Source organism: Bacillus cereus group sp. BfR-BA-01408 (genome assembly GCF_022663305.1).
In the GTDB taxonomy this organism is placed as follows: domain Bacteria; phylum Bacillota; class Bacilli; order Bacillales; family Bacillaceae_G; genus Bacillus_A; species Bacillus_A pacificus.
This window is the reverse complement of sequence record NZ_JAKUFF010000013.1, coordinates 65,712-81,754: the sequence shown is the minus strand read 5'-3', so window position 1 is coordinate 81,754 and position 16,043 is coordinate 65,712. Positions and strand designations below refer to the sequence as shown.

The following is a 16,043-nucleotide window of genomic DNA, read 5'->3' as shown; positions in this document are numbered from 1 at the left end:
ATACTTTACGTATATAAACATGCATAGCACCTATTAAAATTACATACAAAAATACGAGAGATAAAAACAGTAGATTACTTGAAAATATACATAAAATAACTGCTACAACTGACATAACTCCCATTACGAAAGGCTCCGCTAAAGGTGTATACACAAGCTGTTGATTCATCGTACATTCTCCACTGGCACATCAATCGTATGAAGAATTTCTTTCATGATTTGTTCTTTCGTCGTTTTCATCTCCCCCTCAATCGTTAACGTTAAACGATGAGTGCATATGGAAGCAGCAAGTTGTTTTATATCATCTGGCGTACAGTAATCTCTTTCATTTAATATTGCCCGTGTTTGAATCGCTCTCATAAATGCCAACGTTCCCCGCGGGCTTACACCAATTTCAATTAGCTCATGCTTACGAGTTGCTTCAATAATTTCAAGAAGATAATCTTGCACATCATTCCCTACTAACACTTCTCTTGCACGCTTTTGCATCGTAATAATTTCTTCACTTGAAATAATAGAATGTAACGTTTCTAACGGATCATTCATTTGAAACCGATTCATCATTTCCTTTTCAGCTTCTCTCGTAGGATAACCTTGGCGTATTGTGAGTAAAAACCGGTCTAACTGAGCATCTGGTAACGGAAATGTACCGGCTGATTCGAGTGGATTTTGCGTAGCTATAACTAAAAAAGGTTCTGGTAAGGAATGCGTCTGTTTCGCAATTGTAACAGTACGCTCTTCCATCACTTCTAATAACGAAGATTGTGTTCTCGGTACAGCCCGATTAATTTCATCCACCAATACTATATTTGCAAAAATAGGACCTAGCCTCGTTTTAAAATCCGATTCCTTCACATTAAAATATTCGAGACCAATAACATCTCCGGGCAAAGTATCCGCTGTAAATTGTATTCTTTGAAATTTTGCGTCCACGCTTTTAGCCAAACTTTTCGCTAGTGTTGTTTTTCCTGTCCCCGGTACATCTTCTAATAAAATATGTCCTTTTGCTATTAGAGCAATGGCTGCAAGTTCTATGGATTCATCTTTTCCTATAATAACTTTCGAAATATTATTAGTGATTTTCTTTAATGTGTTCATCTATTTATCCCCCCACTTTCTCTTGTTCCGAAAATTAAGAATTATCATTTTCCGAATTATAACACATTACGATAAAAGTAAATATATTCCTGTCAAAATAAAAAAGATGACCTTAGCACTATAAGCTAAAGTCATCTTTCTCATTATTTTACTAACTCTCCATTATAAGCTTTTATATCAAGAGGAGCAGTTAAAAACTGTTTTACTTTGCTAACGAAAGATGTGAAGTGTTCACTCGTATTATGACTCGCAACTGCTGCTTCATCTTTCCACACTTCAACCATCGTATACACATTTTCTTTTTCTATGTCCTTATACAAGTCATAAGAAATATTTCCACTTTCTTCTCTTGAACTATGAATCAGCGGACGAATCTCTTCTAAAAATGTTTGTTGTTTCGCTGGATCTACTTGAAATGTTGCGTGAATAATAATCATGGTGTTTCCCCTCTCATATCTCACTTATTTCTTTTAAAATTACTTCCACTCAGCAACTTTTTCAACTGGAAGACGTACTGATTGGTAACCACTGTCAGCAGCTTTTCCGATTGAAATTAACATAACTGGTACGTAACGTTCTTTATCTAATCCAAACGCTTCAGCAATTTGGTCTTTTTCAAATCCACCAATTGGACAAGTGTCATAACCGTGAGCACGAGCTGCTAGCATAAATTGCATTGCTACAAGACCGCCGTCAATAAGTACAGTATCTTTCATTACTTCTGGTGTAACCATTGAGAAGTAAGCTGAAAGTTTTTTCATTTGATCTTCTTTTACTTCAGCTGGCATGAAACCGCGCTCTACTGCTGTTCCGTAAATTTCTTCTGCATTATCAAAGTTGTTTAAATCACCAAATAAAGCGATCATTGCTGAAGATGTTTCTACTTGTGATTGATTGAACTTCGCAAGTGGTGCAAGTGTTGCTTTTGCTTCGTCACTTTCAATCACAAGGAATCTCCATGGTTGCATGTTTACTGATGATGGTGCAAGTGTTGCTTCTGTAAGAATTTCTGTCATTTCTTCTTTGCTAATTTTCACTGATGAGTCGTATTTACGAATGGAACGACGTCCTGTTAAAATTTCGTTAAAGTCATTTGTTTTTACTGAGTTAGTCATAGTTGTATTCTCCCTTTTTTAAAGTTCTTTTATATTTTCTTGAATGTGATTTAACATATTTAAAAGATTATCGCGTTCTTCCTCACTTAATCCTTTAAATGCAGATGCTGCAAAACGTTCTTTTTCCTCTTGAAACGCCTGGATTTTATTTCGTCCCTCTTCAGTTAGAGAAACTAACGTAATTCTGTTATCATCTGGATTTTTACGTCTTACAATCATTTCATTGGCCTCAAGCTGCTTTAAATGCCTCGTTATCGCCGCATTATCAATATTCACTTCTTGCTGAAGTGCTTTTTGACTAATTTCACCTACTTCATATAACTGAAGTATAAGCTCTAAACGAGATTGGCTCATACCCGTACACCCTTCAAACTTCGAACTTACTTCCTTGTTTAGAAAGTGTAATTTATATAAAATAATCGCTTCTTTTGAGCATGAACTTGTCAAATTACCCCTCCTTTACATCCAATTCAAAAACGTTTGATATATCAATAGTTGATACGTCAATTAATATAATCTATATCGATTAAGAATGCAAGCATTTTGTTTTCATTTTATTTTTTCCAAATTAAGGCGCTTTGTAGCGTTACAAAAAATGTAAATTACATTATAATAGTAATAATTTAAATGACTGGAGTGTGATTGTAATGCGGCAATACACAAATAGAAATGAGGAAATGAAAATGGAAAATGAAATGAGGATATTGATATATGACAACAATAAATATAGGGATTGTCGCGCATGTAGACGCTGGCAAGACGAGTTTGACTGAACGTATTCTTTATGAAACGAATGTGATTAAAGAAATTGGCCGAGTTGATGGCGGAAGTACGCAAACAGACTCAATGGAATTAGAAAGGCAGCGCGGAATTACGATTAAAGCATCCGTCGTTTCTTTCTTTATTGATGACTTAAAAGTAAATGTCATCGATACACCGGGACACGCTGATTTTATTGCTGAAGTGGAGCGATCATTCCGCGTTTTAGACAGTGCAATCTTAGTTATTTCTGCCGTTGAAGGTGTGCAAGCACAAACGAAGATTTTAATGCGAACGTTACAGAAACTAAACATACCGACTATTTTATTTGTAAATAAAATTGATCGTCGTGGTGCAAATAGTAAAAAAGTTGTAAAGCAAATAAAAACGATTCTTTCAAATGAAGCATTCCCCTTTTACTCTGTCCTAAACGAAGGAACAAAGGAAGCTCGTATTATTGAATATAAATCATATGATGATTGTATAGAACGATTAGCACCATATAATGAATCGTTACTTGAGTCATATGTAAATAACGAAATCGTAACGGACACAATGTTAAGAGAAGAACTCATTAAACAAATAGCGCAAGCAAATGTGTATCCGATTTTCTTCGGTTCCGCAATGACGGGTATAGGAGTATCTGAACTACTTGAAAATATTTCAGCCTTACTTCCAGCTAATAATCTGTCTCAAGATGAAGAATTGTCCGGTATTGTTTTTAAAATTGAACGTGAACCTTCTGGAGAAAAGATTGCATATGTAAGAGTTTTTTCTGGTAACTTACACGTTAGAAAACATGTTGATATACAGCGCGATCAGTCTCTACCACATAAGGAAAAGATTAAAAAAATGTGCATGTTTCATAATGGAGATGCCGTTCAAACTTCTACCGTTCCTAGCGGAGAATTTTGCAAAGTGTGGGGACTAAGTAATATTAAAATTGGTGATATTATCGGTGCACGGACTGATTATATAAAAGATATTCACTTTGCCGAACCACAAATGGAAGCTGCCATCGATGCAGTACCTAAAGAACGAATTCATGATTTATACGCTGCACTTATAGAACTATGTGAAGAAGATCCACTCATTAAAGTGTGGAAAGATGATGTTCATAATGAACTATATATTCGCCTTTTCGGTCAAGTACAAAAAGAAGTAATTGAAACAACTCTTTTTGAGAAATATAATTTGCAAGTTACTTTTTCAAATACGCGAGTTGTATGTATTGAGAAGCCAATTGGCATTGGGATTTCCGTTGAAATAATAGGTGAAAAAACAAATCCATTTTACGCAACAGTTGGATTCAAAGTTGAACGTGGTGAACTGAATTCTGGCATAACATATAAATTAGGCGTTGAACTTGGCTCACTACCTTTAGCCTTTCATAAAGCGATTGAAGATACTGTATTTCAAACGTTAAAACAAGGTTTGTACGGATGGGAAGTTACGGATATTATCGTTACGTTAACCCATACAGGTTATGCTAGTCCTGTTACAACAGCTAGTGACTTTAGAAACTTAACGCCACTCGTTTTAATGGATGCTTTAAAGAAAGCTGAAACATATGTATATGAACCAGTTAATGCGTTTGAATTAACTGTACCGGAGCAGGCAATTAGTACCGCAATGTATAAGCTCGCTTCTATTTCAGCAACTTTTGCAGAGCCTATATTCAATAATGATTCTTATCAGTTAACAGGATCATTACCTGTTGCAAAAACAGAGAATTTTAAACGCATGCTCCATTCATTTACAGAAGGAGAAGGCATATTTACAACGAAGCCAGCTGGTTTCACAAAGCTGAGACCTCCCTTCCCTACTCGAAAACGTGTTGATTATAATCCGCTGAATCGGAAAGATTATTTGCTTCATGTGTTGAGGGCTTATTAAGTAAAACACGCTGGGTTCTCCTCAGCGTGTTTTACTATTAGAAATAGCTTAATAAATAACTGAATTTTCTGATTTAATTTGAGAAATTTTGAATTTCCATATTTACAATTTATTTTCGTTAACATATTTATTACAATAATTGGTATATAAAATATAAATGAAAGAAGGGGTTTGAAATGAGCATCCAGCTACAGGGATACGAACAAGTCACTCATCTTTTACATACTTGGTACCATGAAATACGCGCTCAACACATATCGACAGCTACCAAGATTAAACATGAAATTGAAGAAATAATTGACACAATTGAAAAGGATCGAAATTTACTACTCTATTATTATCTTCTTGATTTTCGCTTTAAGGTTTTACATAATAACTTAAGCATCGCTCCAAATAGTTTTGACAAGATTGAAACAATATATACTGAAACAGAAAGAACACTATCTTACTATTATCACTTTTTCAAAGCCATTCATTCTACAATTCTCTCAAATAACAATGTAGCAAAAGAGCATTACGAAAAAGCGGAAAATTATATAAATTCATCATCAGATGAACTAGAGAAAGCAGAATTTAACTACCATTTTGCTAACTTCTATTTACATACATATCAGCCACTATTAGCTATTCAATATGTAAGTAAAGCAAAAGAGATTTTTTCTAAACATGTCGGGCACGAAAATAATGTAGCCGGATGCGACAATATATTTGGTGCAGCGTGTATTGATATAAAACAATTTCCACAAGCTGAAGAAAGCTTTAATTCTGCAATAAATATTTACAATAAACAACATGAAGAAACCCTTCTTTTAAGAGTGCGTAATAATTTAGGATTCCTATATGCAAGTCAAAATTTATCTGAATTAGCTATACGTCAATTAACTGATGTTACGAACAAACTTCCAAATCATTTCAAAGCAATTTTTCTTAAAGCAAGAGAACACTTTAAACTAGGAGAATTGTATGTTGCTGAAGAACTAATTACTCGTGGATTAACTATTTGTAAAAACATAGATAATCAAGAATACTTGTATCATTTCACAATTTTAGACCTCATAGTAAAAGGAAGTCCTGCAAAAGTTCTCGAAGAATGTATTATTAATGCTATTATGTTCTTCAATAACGAGCAATTGTTTAATTACACTCAAGAATATACTGAAAAATTAGCACTTGCATTCCATGCGGAAGACAATCACTCTAAAGCAAGCGAATATTTTTATTTGAGTCATCAAACGAAAGAAAAAACTTTTGAAAAGGGAGCGTTAAAATAATGAAAAAATTTACTGGAATTTTAATGGGGTTATCTCTTTCAGCTATCTTATCTTTTGGATTCACATTCTCTGCACAATCAGAAAATGTGAAAGATTCAAAGTCAAATACACCGGTTATTCAGTATAGTCATGCTGATACTTGGTAAAAAACAATTTGTAATAGAAGAAGGTTACGATATATAATCGTAACCTTCTTCTATTACGTTGAGAAATCCTTTAGATTCCCCCGTTCTCTAACAATTCTTCAAGCTTTTCTATCACTCTTGATAAAGCTAAAATTGAATTCTCTGTTTCAAATTCTCCAACATTCACAGAATGATTTGCATTTTTGACAACATCGATCGTTAAATTCGTTTTATATAACTGATCAATTTTATTTGCATTATAATGATGATCTTTATCCCCAATAACTAAAAGTCCTTCGTGATTACTTTGTAAAATAGATTCGAAAATAGATTCAAAATTTAGTAAAGGTGTAAGTACTATCATTTTTGACTGTAAAAAATCTTCTCTCTTCATTAAATCATTTGCAATTGGAATTGTTCCGAGTGATTTTCCTAAAAACATCGTCTCGTTGTATTGCTCACCTTTTAATACTTCATTCATTATAGGATGAATATCCCCCATCATTACTTTCGTTACTTCTTCTATTGGTTTATTCATTAATTGTTCGTCGTAAGAATAATGAATATGTACAACATCTATTTTATGTTCAAGCATAAGCATCGTCGCGTAATAAAATAACGGCTTATCATAATTGTATCCTGAACCTGAAAACATAAAGCAAACCGTACTAGAACCTTTTTCGATATGTGTGTAATAAATTACTTTGTCATTTATATGTATCTTTTTTTTAGTCCTCTTCACCGTTTTCCCCTCCGAATACATTTACTTTTGTAATACAATATGTTCTGTGTGAGCTACTATATCCTTTACTTTTTCTTTTATAAATGCTGGTTGTAAGTTATATGCATGTAACTCTTCTACCGACACCCACTTAAACAAATATGTTCTACCCTCTTCTTCCAAAATATATTGATTCGCTCCATTCGCGGGTAATTCATGCAATTCTACTTCGTAATAAAAACTAATCTCATGAAACTTTCGCTCAGAAAGTGTGAAGAAATTTTCTACTGACCATAGTAATCTCTTTACTTTAATAGAAACAGCTAATTCTTCCGCAAGTTCTCGTTTTAACGCGTCTTCACTATTTTCTAGCATTTTCACTCTACCGCCTGGTACGTACCAAAAATCTTCACCTTCACCTTGCAATATAAGGATTTTATTACCGTGTTTACAAATGGCTCCGACTCGGTAATTAAAACATGTTTCCTCAACTTTGAACGTAAGATCCACAACGATTGCCTCCTATACTTCATTTAAAAATCGCTATAAAACTATTATGTATGTATCGTATAAATAAGATTACTAAATTTTTCTAGTTCATTCAATAGTTTTTAATTTTCCGAATCTTTTTCCATCAATTATACATATGCATCTATTACAATAACAGTACACACGAAAAAGCGCCTTGTTTCTTTAATAACAAGGCGCTTTTTCTTGATACTATATTTAAATTGTTATCTTCCCACTCTCCCACCACTCCATGAAAGTTTTTAAAGAAAGCGCAACCCACGTTCTACTATCATTTTCATGATTCCATACATATATATCATCTCTTTGTACCATTCCATTCAAAATGGAATAACCAAACAAGTCACCATTTCCGCCACCGATAAGCTGCTCCACAAAAATCTTTTCTTTTGTTAAACGAATTGCTATCATAAAAAGTTACGGGGGATTTGTTATTTTACTTTAATTCTAGAAACAAAAATAGAATCCATTTTGAAAAATAAATCAACATGGATTCTTAAATAAAAAACAATTTTTTGATGTATCTTAGTTTAATTGTTAACTCCGCACAACTTTCCCATCAACTAACTCAATGATTCTATTACACTGATTCGCCACTTCCATATCATGCGTTACAATAATAATTGTTCGTCCTTCCTCATTCAGTTGTAACAGTAGGTTCATAATTTCTTCTCCTGTTTTTCTATCTAAATTTCCGGTCGGTTCATCTGCCAATATTAATTCTGGTTCGCCCACTAACGCTCTTGCAATTGCGACACGCTGCTGTTGTCCACCTGATAGCTCGTCGGGTGTTTTATACATATGTTCTTTTAATCCTACTTTTTCTAAATAGAACTTCGCCTTATTTTCTCTTTCCCGTTGCTTTAACTTTCTATATGTGAGTGGTAGCACTACATTATCCAGTACAGTATGTTCTTTTAACAATGCAAAATATTGAAAAATAAATCCGATCATTTCATTTCTTGTTTTATGAACTTTATTTGCTCTAATTTCAGTTAATGTTTTTTCATTTAACGTATATTCACCCTCATTTGGCATATCAATTAACCCGATAACATTTAATAGGGTACTTTTCCCTGAGCCTGATCGACCCATTATCGCTATCATTTCGCCCTTATTTATCGTTAAGTTTATACCGTTTAACGCAAATGTTTTATGATTCTTGTTACTATACACCTTTTTAATATCTTTTAGCACAATCAAACTCATTATTCCATTCCTCCTATTAATGTTTTCGGTTCGAGCTTTCTAATAAATAAGAAGACAATTACATTTGATACAATGATGATCAGTAATAAGAAAAGAAATACTAAAAGTAATATAGGCATGTCCAATTTAAAGTCTAATGCGGATACTGCTTTAAAATCCTTTGACATTTGCAGCAGATTACCATATCTCCATGAAAAGTAAGCTATTGACATTCCTAAGCCAGCTATTGCTACAATAATGTTTTCTATAACAATTTGAATAAACATTCCAAATTTACTTTCGCCAAAAACTATTTTTATACCAAATTCCCTCTTTCTCATCAAGATAGAAACGATGGTTGTTACTACCATTCCGACGATCGAGAATAGAATGAATAAGATTCCTACTATAAGTTGAGGTATTTCAGAATAACTATTAAGAGTAACATCTATATTTATTTCATCACCTAAATTTTTTAAATAAAACGTACCGCCGTTTCCTTTAAGTTGAATTGATTTTTCTAGTTTCTTTACATCTGCATCTTTTCGTAAATGTAAAACTGTACTTTGATGCAGTCTTAAAAACATCGCTTCATAATTTTCATATCTATCAGATGACATAGGCATTATCATTGCATAATCCAACTTCAAATAAACGTTCGTTGTATTATTATTTACGATAAATTTATTCTCTGGTAAAAAGCCTATAATTGTATATTGATTATTAATTGTATCCCCAACTTGAAAATATTTCTTAAAGTAAGAACCCATTAATACTTTTGTTTTTTCTTCACTATTTTTTGGAAAATCTTCATGCAAGAAACCCTCTTCAGGTTTTAAAGGTAAACCTAACAATTTATAGTAATTTTCATCAACAACAATTGTTTGAACAGTAGGTCTGTCATCGTGAAACGTTTTATGTTTCAAATCAGCAATCATACTATTTTGAAGTGGCCTATTACTTAATTCTATTTCAATTAAACTCTCCTCGTATGTACCATACGAAATCACATCTTTATTTTGATGAATTGTATTATAAACCGCTTGAATTTGCTCTTTATTAAATTGATCGCTTTGTAACCTATCTGTCGTCCTTTCAAAAGTAACTAAATATGTTTTATCCACATTTAATGCTGAGCTGGCTTTATCATTTAGTTGGTGTAAATTATAAAATACATTAATTGAACTCGTTATAGTTGCTAATCCAAATGTAATCTGTATTAGAAGAAGTACGGAAAATAGAAATCTCTTTTTTAATGCTAGGAACGCACTTTTTATTCTCATCATTTTTACTCCTTTAACGCTTTAGCAGGTTCACTTTTAAGCACATATACAAATGGTATTACAGAGAGGATAAAAGCTATAGTAAGTGAAAAAAATACACACATTACAATATGAGTAGACTGTAAACTAATGCTATAACTTGTAAACTCTACAATATTTTCACTCAAAGTGCTAAAAATCCATTGTATGCATATTGCACAGGTTGATGCAGCGATTGCACATAAAAATAATTGACTAAATATAAAAATAAACAGATTTACATTACTTGCTCCCAAAGCTTTCCTTAACGACAGACTTTTTTTCTTCGTATAAATCCAATAATAACTTACTATTATACTGGTAATGAAAGCTATACAAAAAAGCCTAAATGGAAAACTAAGTAACTCTTTCACGGCTTTACTTGTGTTTTTTTCTTTCTCATAGTTCTCTTTTTCACTAATCACTTTGGCATTTATATCTTTATTGTTCTGTTTCATATGCTGTATGAAAGTTTCTATCTCTTCTTTAGGGTTTTCGTTAGAACGAACAATCATTTGGAATGTATTATCTTTTTGTATCATCTGTTTCACTTCATCTGGCATGTCATTTAGAGAGACGTAAATTTTAATATTATACTCATATCCAGTATTTTCTCCAGCTACGCCTTTAACTATATATTCCTTATTAAATAATTTTATTGTTTCCATATCCTTATAAATTTTCTTCCCCACTATTACACTATTTTTTTCATCTTGTCCCATCTGAGAACCTTTTAGCAAAGGTGGAGACCAATTTTTATTAAGGAGACCATTCATTGTTACTCGGCCGATATCTGGAATAGTAGTACGAATATCATTTGTAATAACACTAGCATTTTTAAAATCCGATTCTACTAACGTCTGAAACTGTTTGAAATTGATTTCCCCCATATTAGTAAGTTGAACGGAATAGTAATAATTAAAATAACCATTTTTTCTATCATAAAATTTCTCATCATAATAATCTTTCGTCGACATTGCTATAAGTATCGGCCATATTGTCAATACAAACGCAATAAATAACATAATGAATATTGTTTTGTTTACCACTATTTCTTTTAATACTAGATTCATATATCCTCCTCATTTTAAAAACCGTGAAAAAGGCATTTATCCTTTGTCACGGTTTTTGTTGATTGTTATCTAATTACCATTTCCTTAGAGGTATAGGCACTATCCCCTTTCATTACCCATTCATGACCCGAATAGCCAGTGGTAATTGGCCCTCTGGATGAAACTTTAACGTTCACACGATCTGTAATTTTAGCATTATTCTTTTCTACCTCTTTAGAAGACCCATCATCAAAGCTAGCCCTTACAGTCATCTTGTAAAAATGAGGTTCATTTGTTTGCGCAGTGTAGGCGTATCCTGTAGCCTTTCCTCCACTTCCGTCCCATTCCCCATAAGAATCCCAACTAATTGAAGCAAATGAAGCGGAAGAAACCATACCTAATAAACAAGCAGTAATCCCTGTAGTAGCTAAAGTTTTTTGAAGTAAGCTTTTCATATATCCTTAATCTCCTTTTTAAAATATTCACTTAAATATTTAAGTATTTTTAGGCCTTGTCCTCATTATACATAAAGAAAACAAGATGATATTTAAAAATCCTAATATTTACATTATTTTACACGGAACTTACCTTCTCATGAACTTTCCTTCATAAAACAAAAAGATAGTATGAAACTCCCATTCACACCATCTTTTTGCTTCCGTTATTTATTTGATTCTGTATAAGGAAGAATATATTTCACAATTAATTCCCATCTATCCCGTGCATTCGGCATAACTTCTGAAGCAATTACTACAACCAAATCCTTCTTAGGAATACAACAAATCACATTCCCACCATCGCCCATTGCACAGTATGAAAAGATTCCATCCTCTTCTCGTAACCACCATAAGTAACCATATTGATTTTGGTTCATTGTTGTCGATTCTTTTATCCATGGTGTTGATAGAATTTGTTTTCCATTATGAGTACCTTCATTCAAATACAGCTGTCCAAACTTAGCCATATCTTTAACCGTTAACGTTAGTCCCCAGCCGCCTGTCGAAATACCATTTGGATCATGAACCCATCCTTTTACATCTTTTCCGAATAAGTCATCAAATCCAAACGCTTTCATATTGTAGTTTGGAATTTCTCTCATACCGAGTGGCTGGAATAAGTATTCATTCGCAAATTCACGTGTATTTTTTCCTGTTACGCTCATTATGATTGCTGATAGTAAATGAGCTCCTGCAGATGAATATTTAAAAGATCCAATTTCTCCGCCGTTTCCTATCCTATTTAACGTATATTGTATCCAATCTTGTTGTGTACATAGTTCTTCTAACGGTTCCTGCCAGTCTACAAAAGGATATGGCGCTGTCATTGTTAGAAGATGGCGTACTGTTACTTCAGATGCCTTAAGTTTATATTCCGGGAAAAACTCTATTACTCTTTGATCAACGCTTTTTATATATCCCTTATCTATACATATCCCAATTAGCGCAGAGATTATCGTTTTTGTAACTGACGCTACATGAAACGCATCATCTGGACCGTGTCCCTTATAATATTTTTCAAAAATAACATTACCTTTCTGCACTACTAACATACCATTCATATTTTCATATTCTTCTTTTATAATCTGATCTAACTTTTCAGCAGTTTTCATTATTCCTTCCCCTTTAACCTATCATTAAAAAGGTTCGATAGGTACATATATATCAACTATATGTTTATGTTTTGGATGCTGCTTTGGATCATTTCTATATACTTCAAAAGGATACGAGTCTCTCGGTTTATATCCGCTATTTGGAAGCCACTCACCGTATAAAAAATCCCATGCTCCTTTATATTCATCTTGGAATATTTCAAAATGACCTACCGCATACTTTCCAGAAGGTATTACCATTATTCCTATGTCGCTCGTTTCTACTGCGGACTCATTTGGAATTGTTATACATAAACTTGTTCTTAAATGATAGTCCTCTGTAAATTCATGATGATCGTGGTAAATGGTTAATACTTTCGTATCCTCAAATACATGATAGTTTTGCAACGCTGCGTAATGAAATAATTTCTCTATCATTTTCGGAAAAGCTACAGTTAACTCTTCATATGTACCGATATGTCTTATGTATGCGACGTTTATATCGTCCGCTGTTACAATTTCAACATTCCCTCGAACCTTCTTACATTCATTGTATTGAGAAGTTCTTCTTACGTCTTTGCAATTCTTGCTATTGTCGTTTCGATATTGAGACGGACTTACTCCGTAATAATTTTTAAATGTACGGGAGAAAACTGCTGAATCTGTGAAACCAAAATGGTAAGCGATATCTGTAATCGTCATATCCGGGCGATATGTAAGTAGATTTGTTGCCCTTTCTAACTTCAAGCGATTCACATACCGAGATAACGGCTCGTGTACTATTCCTTTAAAAATCCGATGAAAATGAAACTTTGAAAATCCTGCTACATCGGCCAGCTCTTCAATAGATAGTGAACTATCTATGTTTGATTCTATATAATCTTGAACTGTATGTATGCGTCTTACATACTCATTTCTACTTTGTTTATTCTCCATACTTCTAGCTCCTCACAACAAAAAGGCTAACTTTGTGCTAGCCTACTTTTACACATTTTTCAAAAATAAAACTCTACTCCCGCCATTCCCGTCATAATTTGTATGTACCGATACACCCTCTATCTCATCATCCCCAGCCTCAATTTGAAAGCCAATCTCCCTATGAAACTGTATCGATTTTTTATTAACCGGTGATGTGATTGCTTTTATAACTTTACGATTGTTTGCACGTGCGACATCAAAGAAGTAAGAATACAATGTCGATGCGATTCCTCTTCTTCTATACTTCGGATTTACTCCGATAAAATGAACGTACGCTTCCTCTTTATGTGTTTGCGAAAAGAAGCCGCATAAGAAACCTAACGTTTCGCCTTCTTCTTCAATAATAAAACTCGTTTCTTGAAAGTGAACGAAGAACAGTTTTGGCAACATAGCCGCCATATCTCTCCCGCCCCACCAATCATTTAAAACAGAATGAATCTTTACATAATCTTCCCCTTGAATGTTTCTTACTCGCATATGTTTCTCCCTCTCACTCACTTCATTTTTTCATAAATTTTAATGACTGTTTCTACTAATAGGATGAATACCCATATTCCGCAAAATACAAGTACAGACTGGAATAAAGAACCTAGCATAACAATACTTATTAAACCTAATTCTGGGCCTGAAATGGACATTTCATCAAATCCTATATTATGTATAAATGGACCGGTTGAAAAAGCCATAAAAATAGATCCTATTAAATAAATCACACTCATTATTTTTAATATTTTTATAGAAAGATACGAAGTTTGTTCTTGCTCCACTTGTGATAATTCGATTTCCCCACTCTCAATTCCTTTTTGCAAACAATCTTCACACAAAAATTCTTCCTTAATTTTTTTACCACCATGCAATGCACCTGTAATTTCTTTACAGCGCGAACACTTTCGATTTATCATTTTGTTATCACTCCAATCTCGTAAGATTATACTTATACAATCCCATTTTTACCTTATTATCCCTTTTATGTATTTTATAGAAAGGTGACGTGTTTTATGATATCTAAACTTACTTTTGGTTATAAAAAGCCTACTGAGCAATATGTATTACGACCTAGTTGTTATGCAATTATTTTTAACTCAACCTCTTCAAAGATTGCTATTATCCAAAAAGGAGAACACTACTTTTTACCCGGCGGCGGTATGGAAGGTACCGAAACAAAAGATGAATGCTTACATCGTGAACTACTAGAGGAATTAGGATGGTCTATTGAAATTGATCGGTATATCGGTAATGCAATGCGGTATTTTTATGCTGAAAAGGAAGATACATATTATTTGAACGATGGGTTCTTTTACATTGCGAACATGGTGCAGAAACAAACTGAAAACTGGGCGGAGGATCACGTTCTAAGATGGATGTCTCCATTACATGCTGTAGAACTTCTACTTCACGATCATCGAAAATGGGCGGTTGAACAAGCACTTTTATTACGAAATAAAAAAGGATCTCCTTCTATATGAAAGAGATCCTTTTTACTGTTAACTCACTTTCTTCAAATTGAGAGCTGGCTTTTTCATTCCGCCTTTTTTTACAACGTATAAGCCGATAAAGATGATAAGTCCACCAACGAGTTGCATCATATTGATCTGCTCTCCGATTGTTACTGCCGCAAAGATAACTGCGAACAATGGCACGAGATACATATAAACCATTACTTTCGTTGAACCGATTTGACTAATGCCGACATACCACATTGCTAGCCCAAAGATGGTCGCAAAGACGATTGAATATGCTAGTGATCCCCAGCTTGGCGTATCTACTGGCCACGTTAATGTGTTTACGTTGAATAAACAGTATATAACGAGAGGTACAATTCCAATTAAAGTAGACCATGATGTGACTCTCATTGCGGAATATTTTGTAATAAGAGGTTGCGCTAATATTGGATACCATCCCCACGCAATTGCTGCGACTAATCCAATTATATTTCCGAGCCATGCATACTCGTAAGTAGCTCCTCCTGTATGTCCTGTTAATAAAACGAATGCTGCACCAATAAACGCTACTATTGAACCAATTTGTACTTTCATCGAAAAGCGTTCTTGTTTGTGCAATACCGCTAATATCCCTGTAAATATAGGTGACATCGCAATTAATAATGAGGCGTTCGTTGCTGAAGTATATTTCACAGATAGCATAAACATCGTTTGATACATTGTCGTACCAACGATACCGACTGCTACTAATCGTAACCAATCTTTTCTTTCAATACGTAATGAGCGTTCCATTAAAAATGTAATAAGTAATAATACCGGTGATGCTACTAAAAATCGTAAGCTATTAAATTGAATGGATGACATAAATGCCACACCATACTTTCCAATTGTATAATTTGCTCCCCATACTAATGCTACTGATACTAGGAGCCATTCCATTTGCCATCTTTTCATCCGAATCTCCCCTTCCATATTTAGCAT

The 16,043-nt window shown here is 33.6% G+C and carries 19 protein-coding genes and 2 pseudogenes; 4 read left to right on the top strand and 17 right to left on the bottom strand.

Going from position 1 to position 16,043, the window contains the following annotated elements; translation table 11 throughout:
- From MR083_RS28335 to MR083_RS09165, 5 genes and pseudogenes are all read right to left on the bottom strand, one after another.
- A pseudogene (locus MR083_RS28335) lies at window positions 1-169 on the bottom strand (DUF58 domain-containing protein); the annotation flags it as partial.
- Window positions 166-1,098: an AAA family ATPase gene (locus MR083_RS09180; RefSeq protein WP_242269044.1), complete on the bottom strand. Its 933-nt coding sequence runs from the start codon at window positions 1,096-1,098 to the stop codon at window positions 166-168. The pseudogene MR083_RS28335 and the gene MR083_RS09180, both read right to left, overlap by 4 nt.
- A gap of 143 nt (window positions 1,099-1,241) precedes the next feature.
- Window positions 1,242-1,535, bottom strand: a complete 294-nt coding sequence (locus tag MR083_RS09175) for a putative quinol monooxygenase (RefSeq protein WP_000583837.1) — start codon at window positions 1,533-1,535, stop codon at window positions 1,242-1,244.
- A 39-nt stretch (window positions 1,536-1,574) separates the two neighbouring features.
- Entirely contained in the window at window positions 1,575-2,213 is a 639-nt protein-coding gene (locus MR083_RS09170; RefSeq protein ID WP_000185398.1) for a nitroreductase family protein, read from the bottom strand.
- Between the two features lie 18 nt (window positions 2,214-2,231).
- A complete protein-coding gene (locus MR083_RS09165; protein ID WP_000204172.1) occupies window positions 2,232-2,660 on the bottom strand; it encodes a MarR family winged helix-turn-helix transcriptional regulator in 429 nt (142 codons plus the stop codon).
- A gap of 264 nt (window positions 2,661-2,924) precedes the next feature.
- Here MR083_RS09165 and MR083_RS09160 point away from each other — a divergent pair, with 264 nt between their 5' ends.
- The 3 genes from MR083_RS09160 to MR083_RS09150 all read left to right on the top strand — a co-directional run bounded on the left by MR083_RS09160 (window position 2,925) and on the right by MR083_RS09150 (window position 6,285).
- Entirely contained in the window at window positions 2,925-4,868 is a 1,944-nt protein-coding gene (locus tag MR083_RS09160; protein ID WP_242269041.1) for a GTP-binding protein, read from the top strand.
- Between the two features lie 176 nt (window positions 4,869-5,044).
- Window positions 5,045-6,139 (top strand): response regulator aspartate phosphatase, encoded by a 1,095-nt coding sequence (locus MR083_RS09155; RefSeq protein WP_000027217.1) that lies wholly within the window; start codon window positions 5,045-5,047, stop codon window positions 6,137-6,139.
- Window positions 6,139-6,285, top strand: coding sequence for a Phr family secreted Rap phosphatase inhibitor (locus tag MR083_RS09150; protein WP_000714748.1), 147 nt, complete (start codon window positions 6,139-6,141; stop codon window positions 6,283-6,285). The genes MR083_RS09155 and MR083_RS09150 overlap by 1 nt, the downstream gene beginning before the upstream one ends.
- 70 nt (window positions 6,286-6,355) lie before the next feature.
- Here the strand turns inward: MR083_RS09150 and MR083_RS09145 are convergent, their stop codons facing one another.
- The 11 genes and pseudogenes from MR083_RS09145 to MR083_RS09095 all read right to left on the bottom strand — a co-directional run bounded on the left by MR083_RS09145 (window position 6,356) and on the right by MR083_RS09095 (window position 14,522).
- Window positions 6,356-7,027: an alpha/beta hydrolase gene (locus MR083_RS09145; protein ID WP_242269040.1), complete on the bottom strand. Its 672-nt coding sequence runs from the start codon at window positions 7,025-7,027 to the stop codon at window positions 6,356-6,358.
- Window positions 7,028-7,495, bottom strand: a complete 468-nt coding sequence (locus MR083_RS09140; RefSeq protein WP_242269038.1) for an NUDIX hydrolase — start codon at window positions 7,493-7,495, stop codon at window positions 7,028-7,030.
- A 216-nt stretch (window positions 7,496-7,711) separates the two neighbouring features.
- Window positions 7,712-7,870, bottom strand: a pseudogene (locus MR083_RS09135) (SMI1/KNR4 family protein); the annotation flags it as partial.
- Between the two features lie 180 nt (window positions 7,871-8,050).
- Window positions 8,051-8,722, bottom strand: coding sequence for an ABC transporter ATP-binding protein (locus tag MR083_RS09130; RefSeq protein ID WP_242269036.1), 672 nt, complete (start codon window positions 8,720-8,722; stop codon window positions 8,051-8,053).
- Entirely contained in the window at window positions 8,722-9,987 is a 1,266-nt protein-coding gene (locus MR083_RS09125; protein WP_242269033.1) for an ABC transporter permease, read from the bottom strand. Before MR083_RS09125 ends, MR083_RS09130 begins: the two co-directional genes overlap by 1 nt.
- A gap of 2 nt (window positions 9,988-9,989) precedes the next feature.
- On the bottom strand, window positions 9,990-11,075 hold the full coding sequence (locus MR083_RS09120; protein WP_001055046.1) for an ABC transporter permease: 1,086 nt from the start codon (window positions 11,073-11,075) through the stop codon (window positions 9,990-9,992).
- 65 nt (window positions 11,076-11,140) lie between these two features.
- Entirely contained in the window at window positions 11,141-11,509 is a 369-nt protein-coding gene (locus MR083_RS09115; RefSeq protein WP_000838686.1) for a hypothetical protein, read from the bottom strand.
- 206 nt (window positions 11,510-11,715) lie between these two features.
- Window positions 11,716-12,663 carry a serine hydrolase domain-containing protein gene (locus tag MR083_RS09110; protein ID WP_242269029.1) on the bottom strand — a complete coding sequence of 316 codons (948 nt, stop codon included), beginning with the start codon at window positions 12,661-12,663 and terminating at the stop codon, window positions 11,716-11,718.
- 24 nt (window positions 12,664-12,687) lie between these two features.
- Window positions 12,688-13,578: an AraC family transcriptional regulator gene (locus tag MR083_RS09105; RefSeq protein ID WP_242269026.1), complete on the bottom strand. Its 891-nt coding sequence runs from the start codon at window positions 13,576-13,578 to the stop codon at window positions 12,688-12,690.
- Between the two features lie 48 nt (window positions 13,579-13,626).
- Window positions 13,627-14,097, bottom strand: a complete 471-nt coding sequence (locus MR083_RS09100; RefSeq protein WP_001266056.1) for a GNAT family N-acetyltransferase — start codon at window positions 14,095-14,097, stop codon at window positions 13,627-13,629.
- Window positions 14,098-14,114: 17 nt separating this feature from the next.
- Window positions 14,115-14,522 carry a DUF3980 domain-containing protein gene (locus tag MR083_RS09095; RefSeq protein WP_000610478.1) on the bottom strand — a complete coding sequence of 136 codons (408 nt, stop codon included), beginning with the start codon at window positions 14,520-14,522 and terminating at the stop codon, window positions 14,115-14,117.
- Window positions 14,523-14,618: 96 nt separating this feature from the next.
- Between MR083_RS09095 and MR083_RS09090 the strand changes: the two genes are divergently transcribed.
- The gene (locus MR083_RS09090; RefSeq protein WP_242269023.1) at window positions 14,619-15,086 is read left to right on the top strand and encodes an NUDIX hydrolase; all 468 of its coding nucleotides are present in this window, start codon (window positions 14,619-14,621) and stop codon (window positions 15,084-15,086) included.
- Between the two features lie 18 nt (window positions 15,087-15,104).
- On the opposite strand, the gene MR083_RS09085 is transcribed toward MR083_RS09090, so the two are convergent.
- Window positions 15,105-16,016, bottom strand: a complete 912-nt coding sequence (locus MR083_RS09085) for a DMT family transporter (protein ID WP_000832948.1) — start codon at window positions 16,014-16,016, stop codon at window positions 15,105-15,107.
- Window positions 16,017-16,043: the final 27 nt, after the last annotated feature.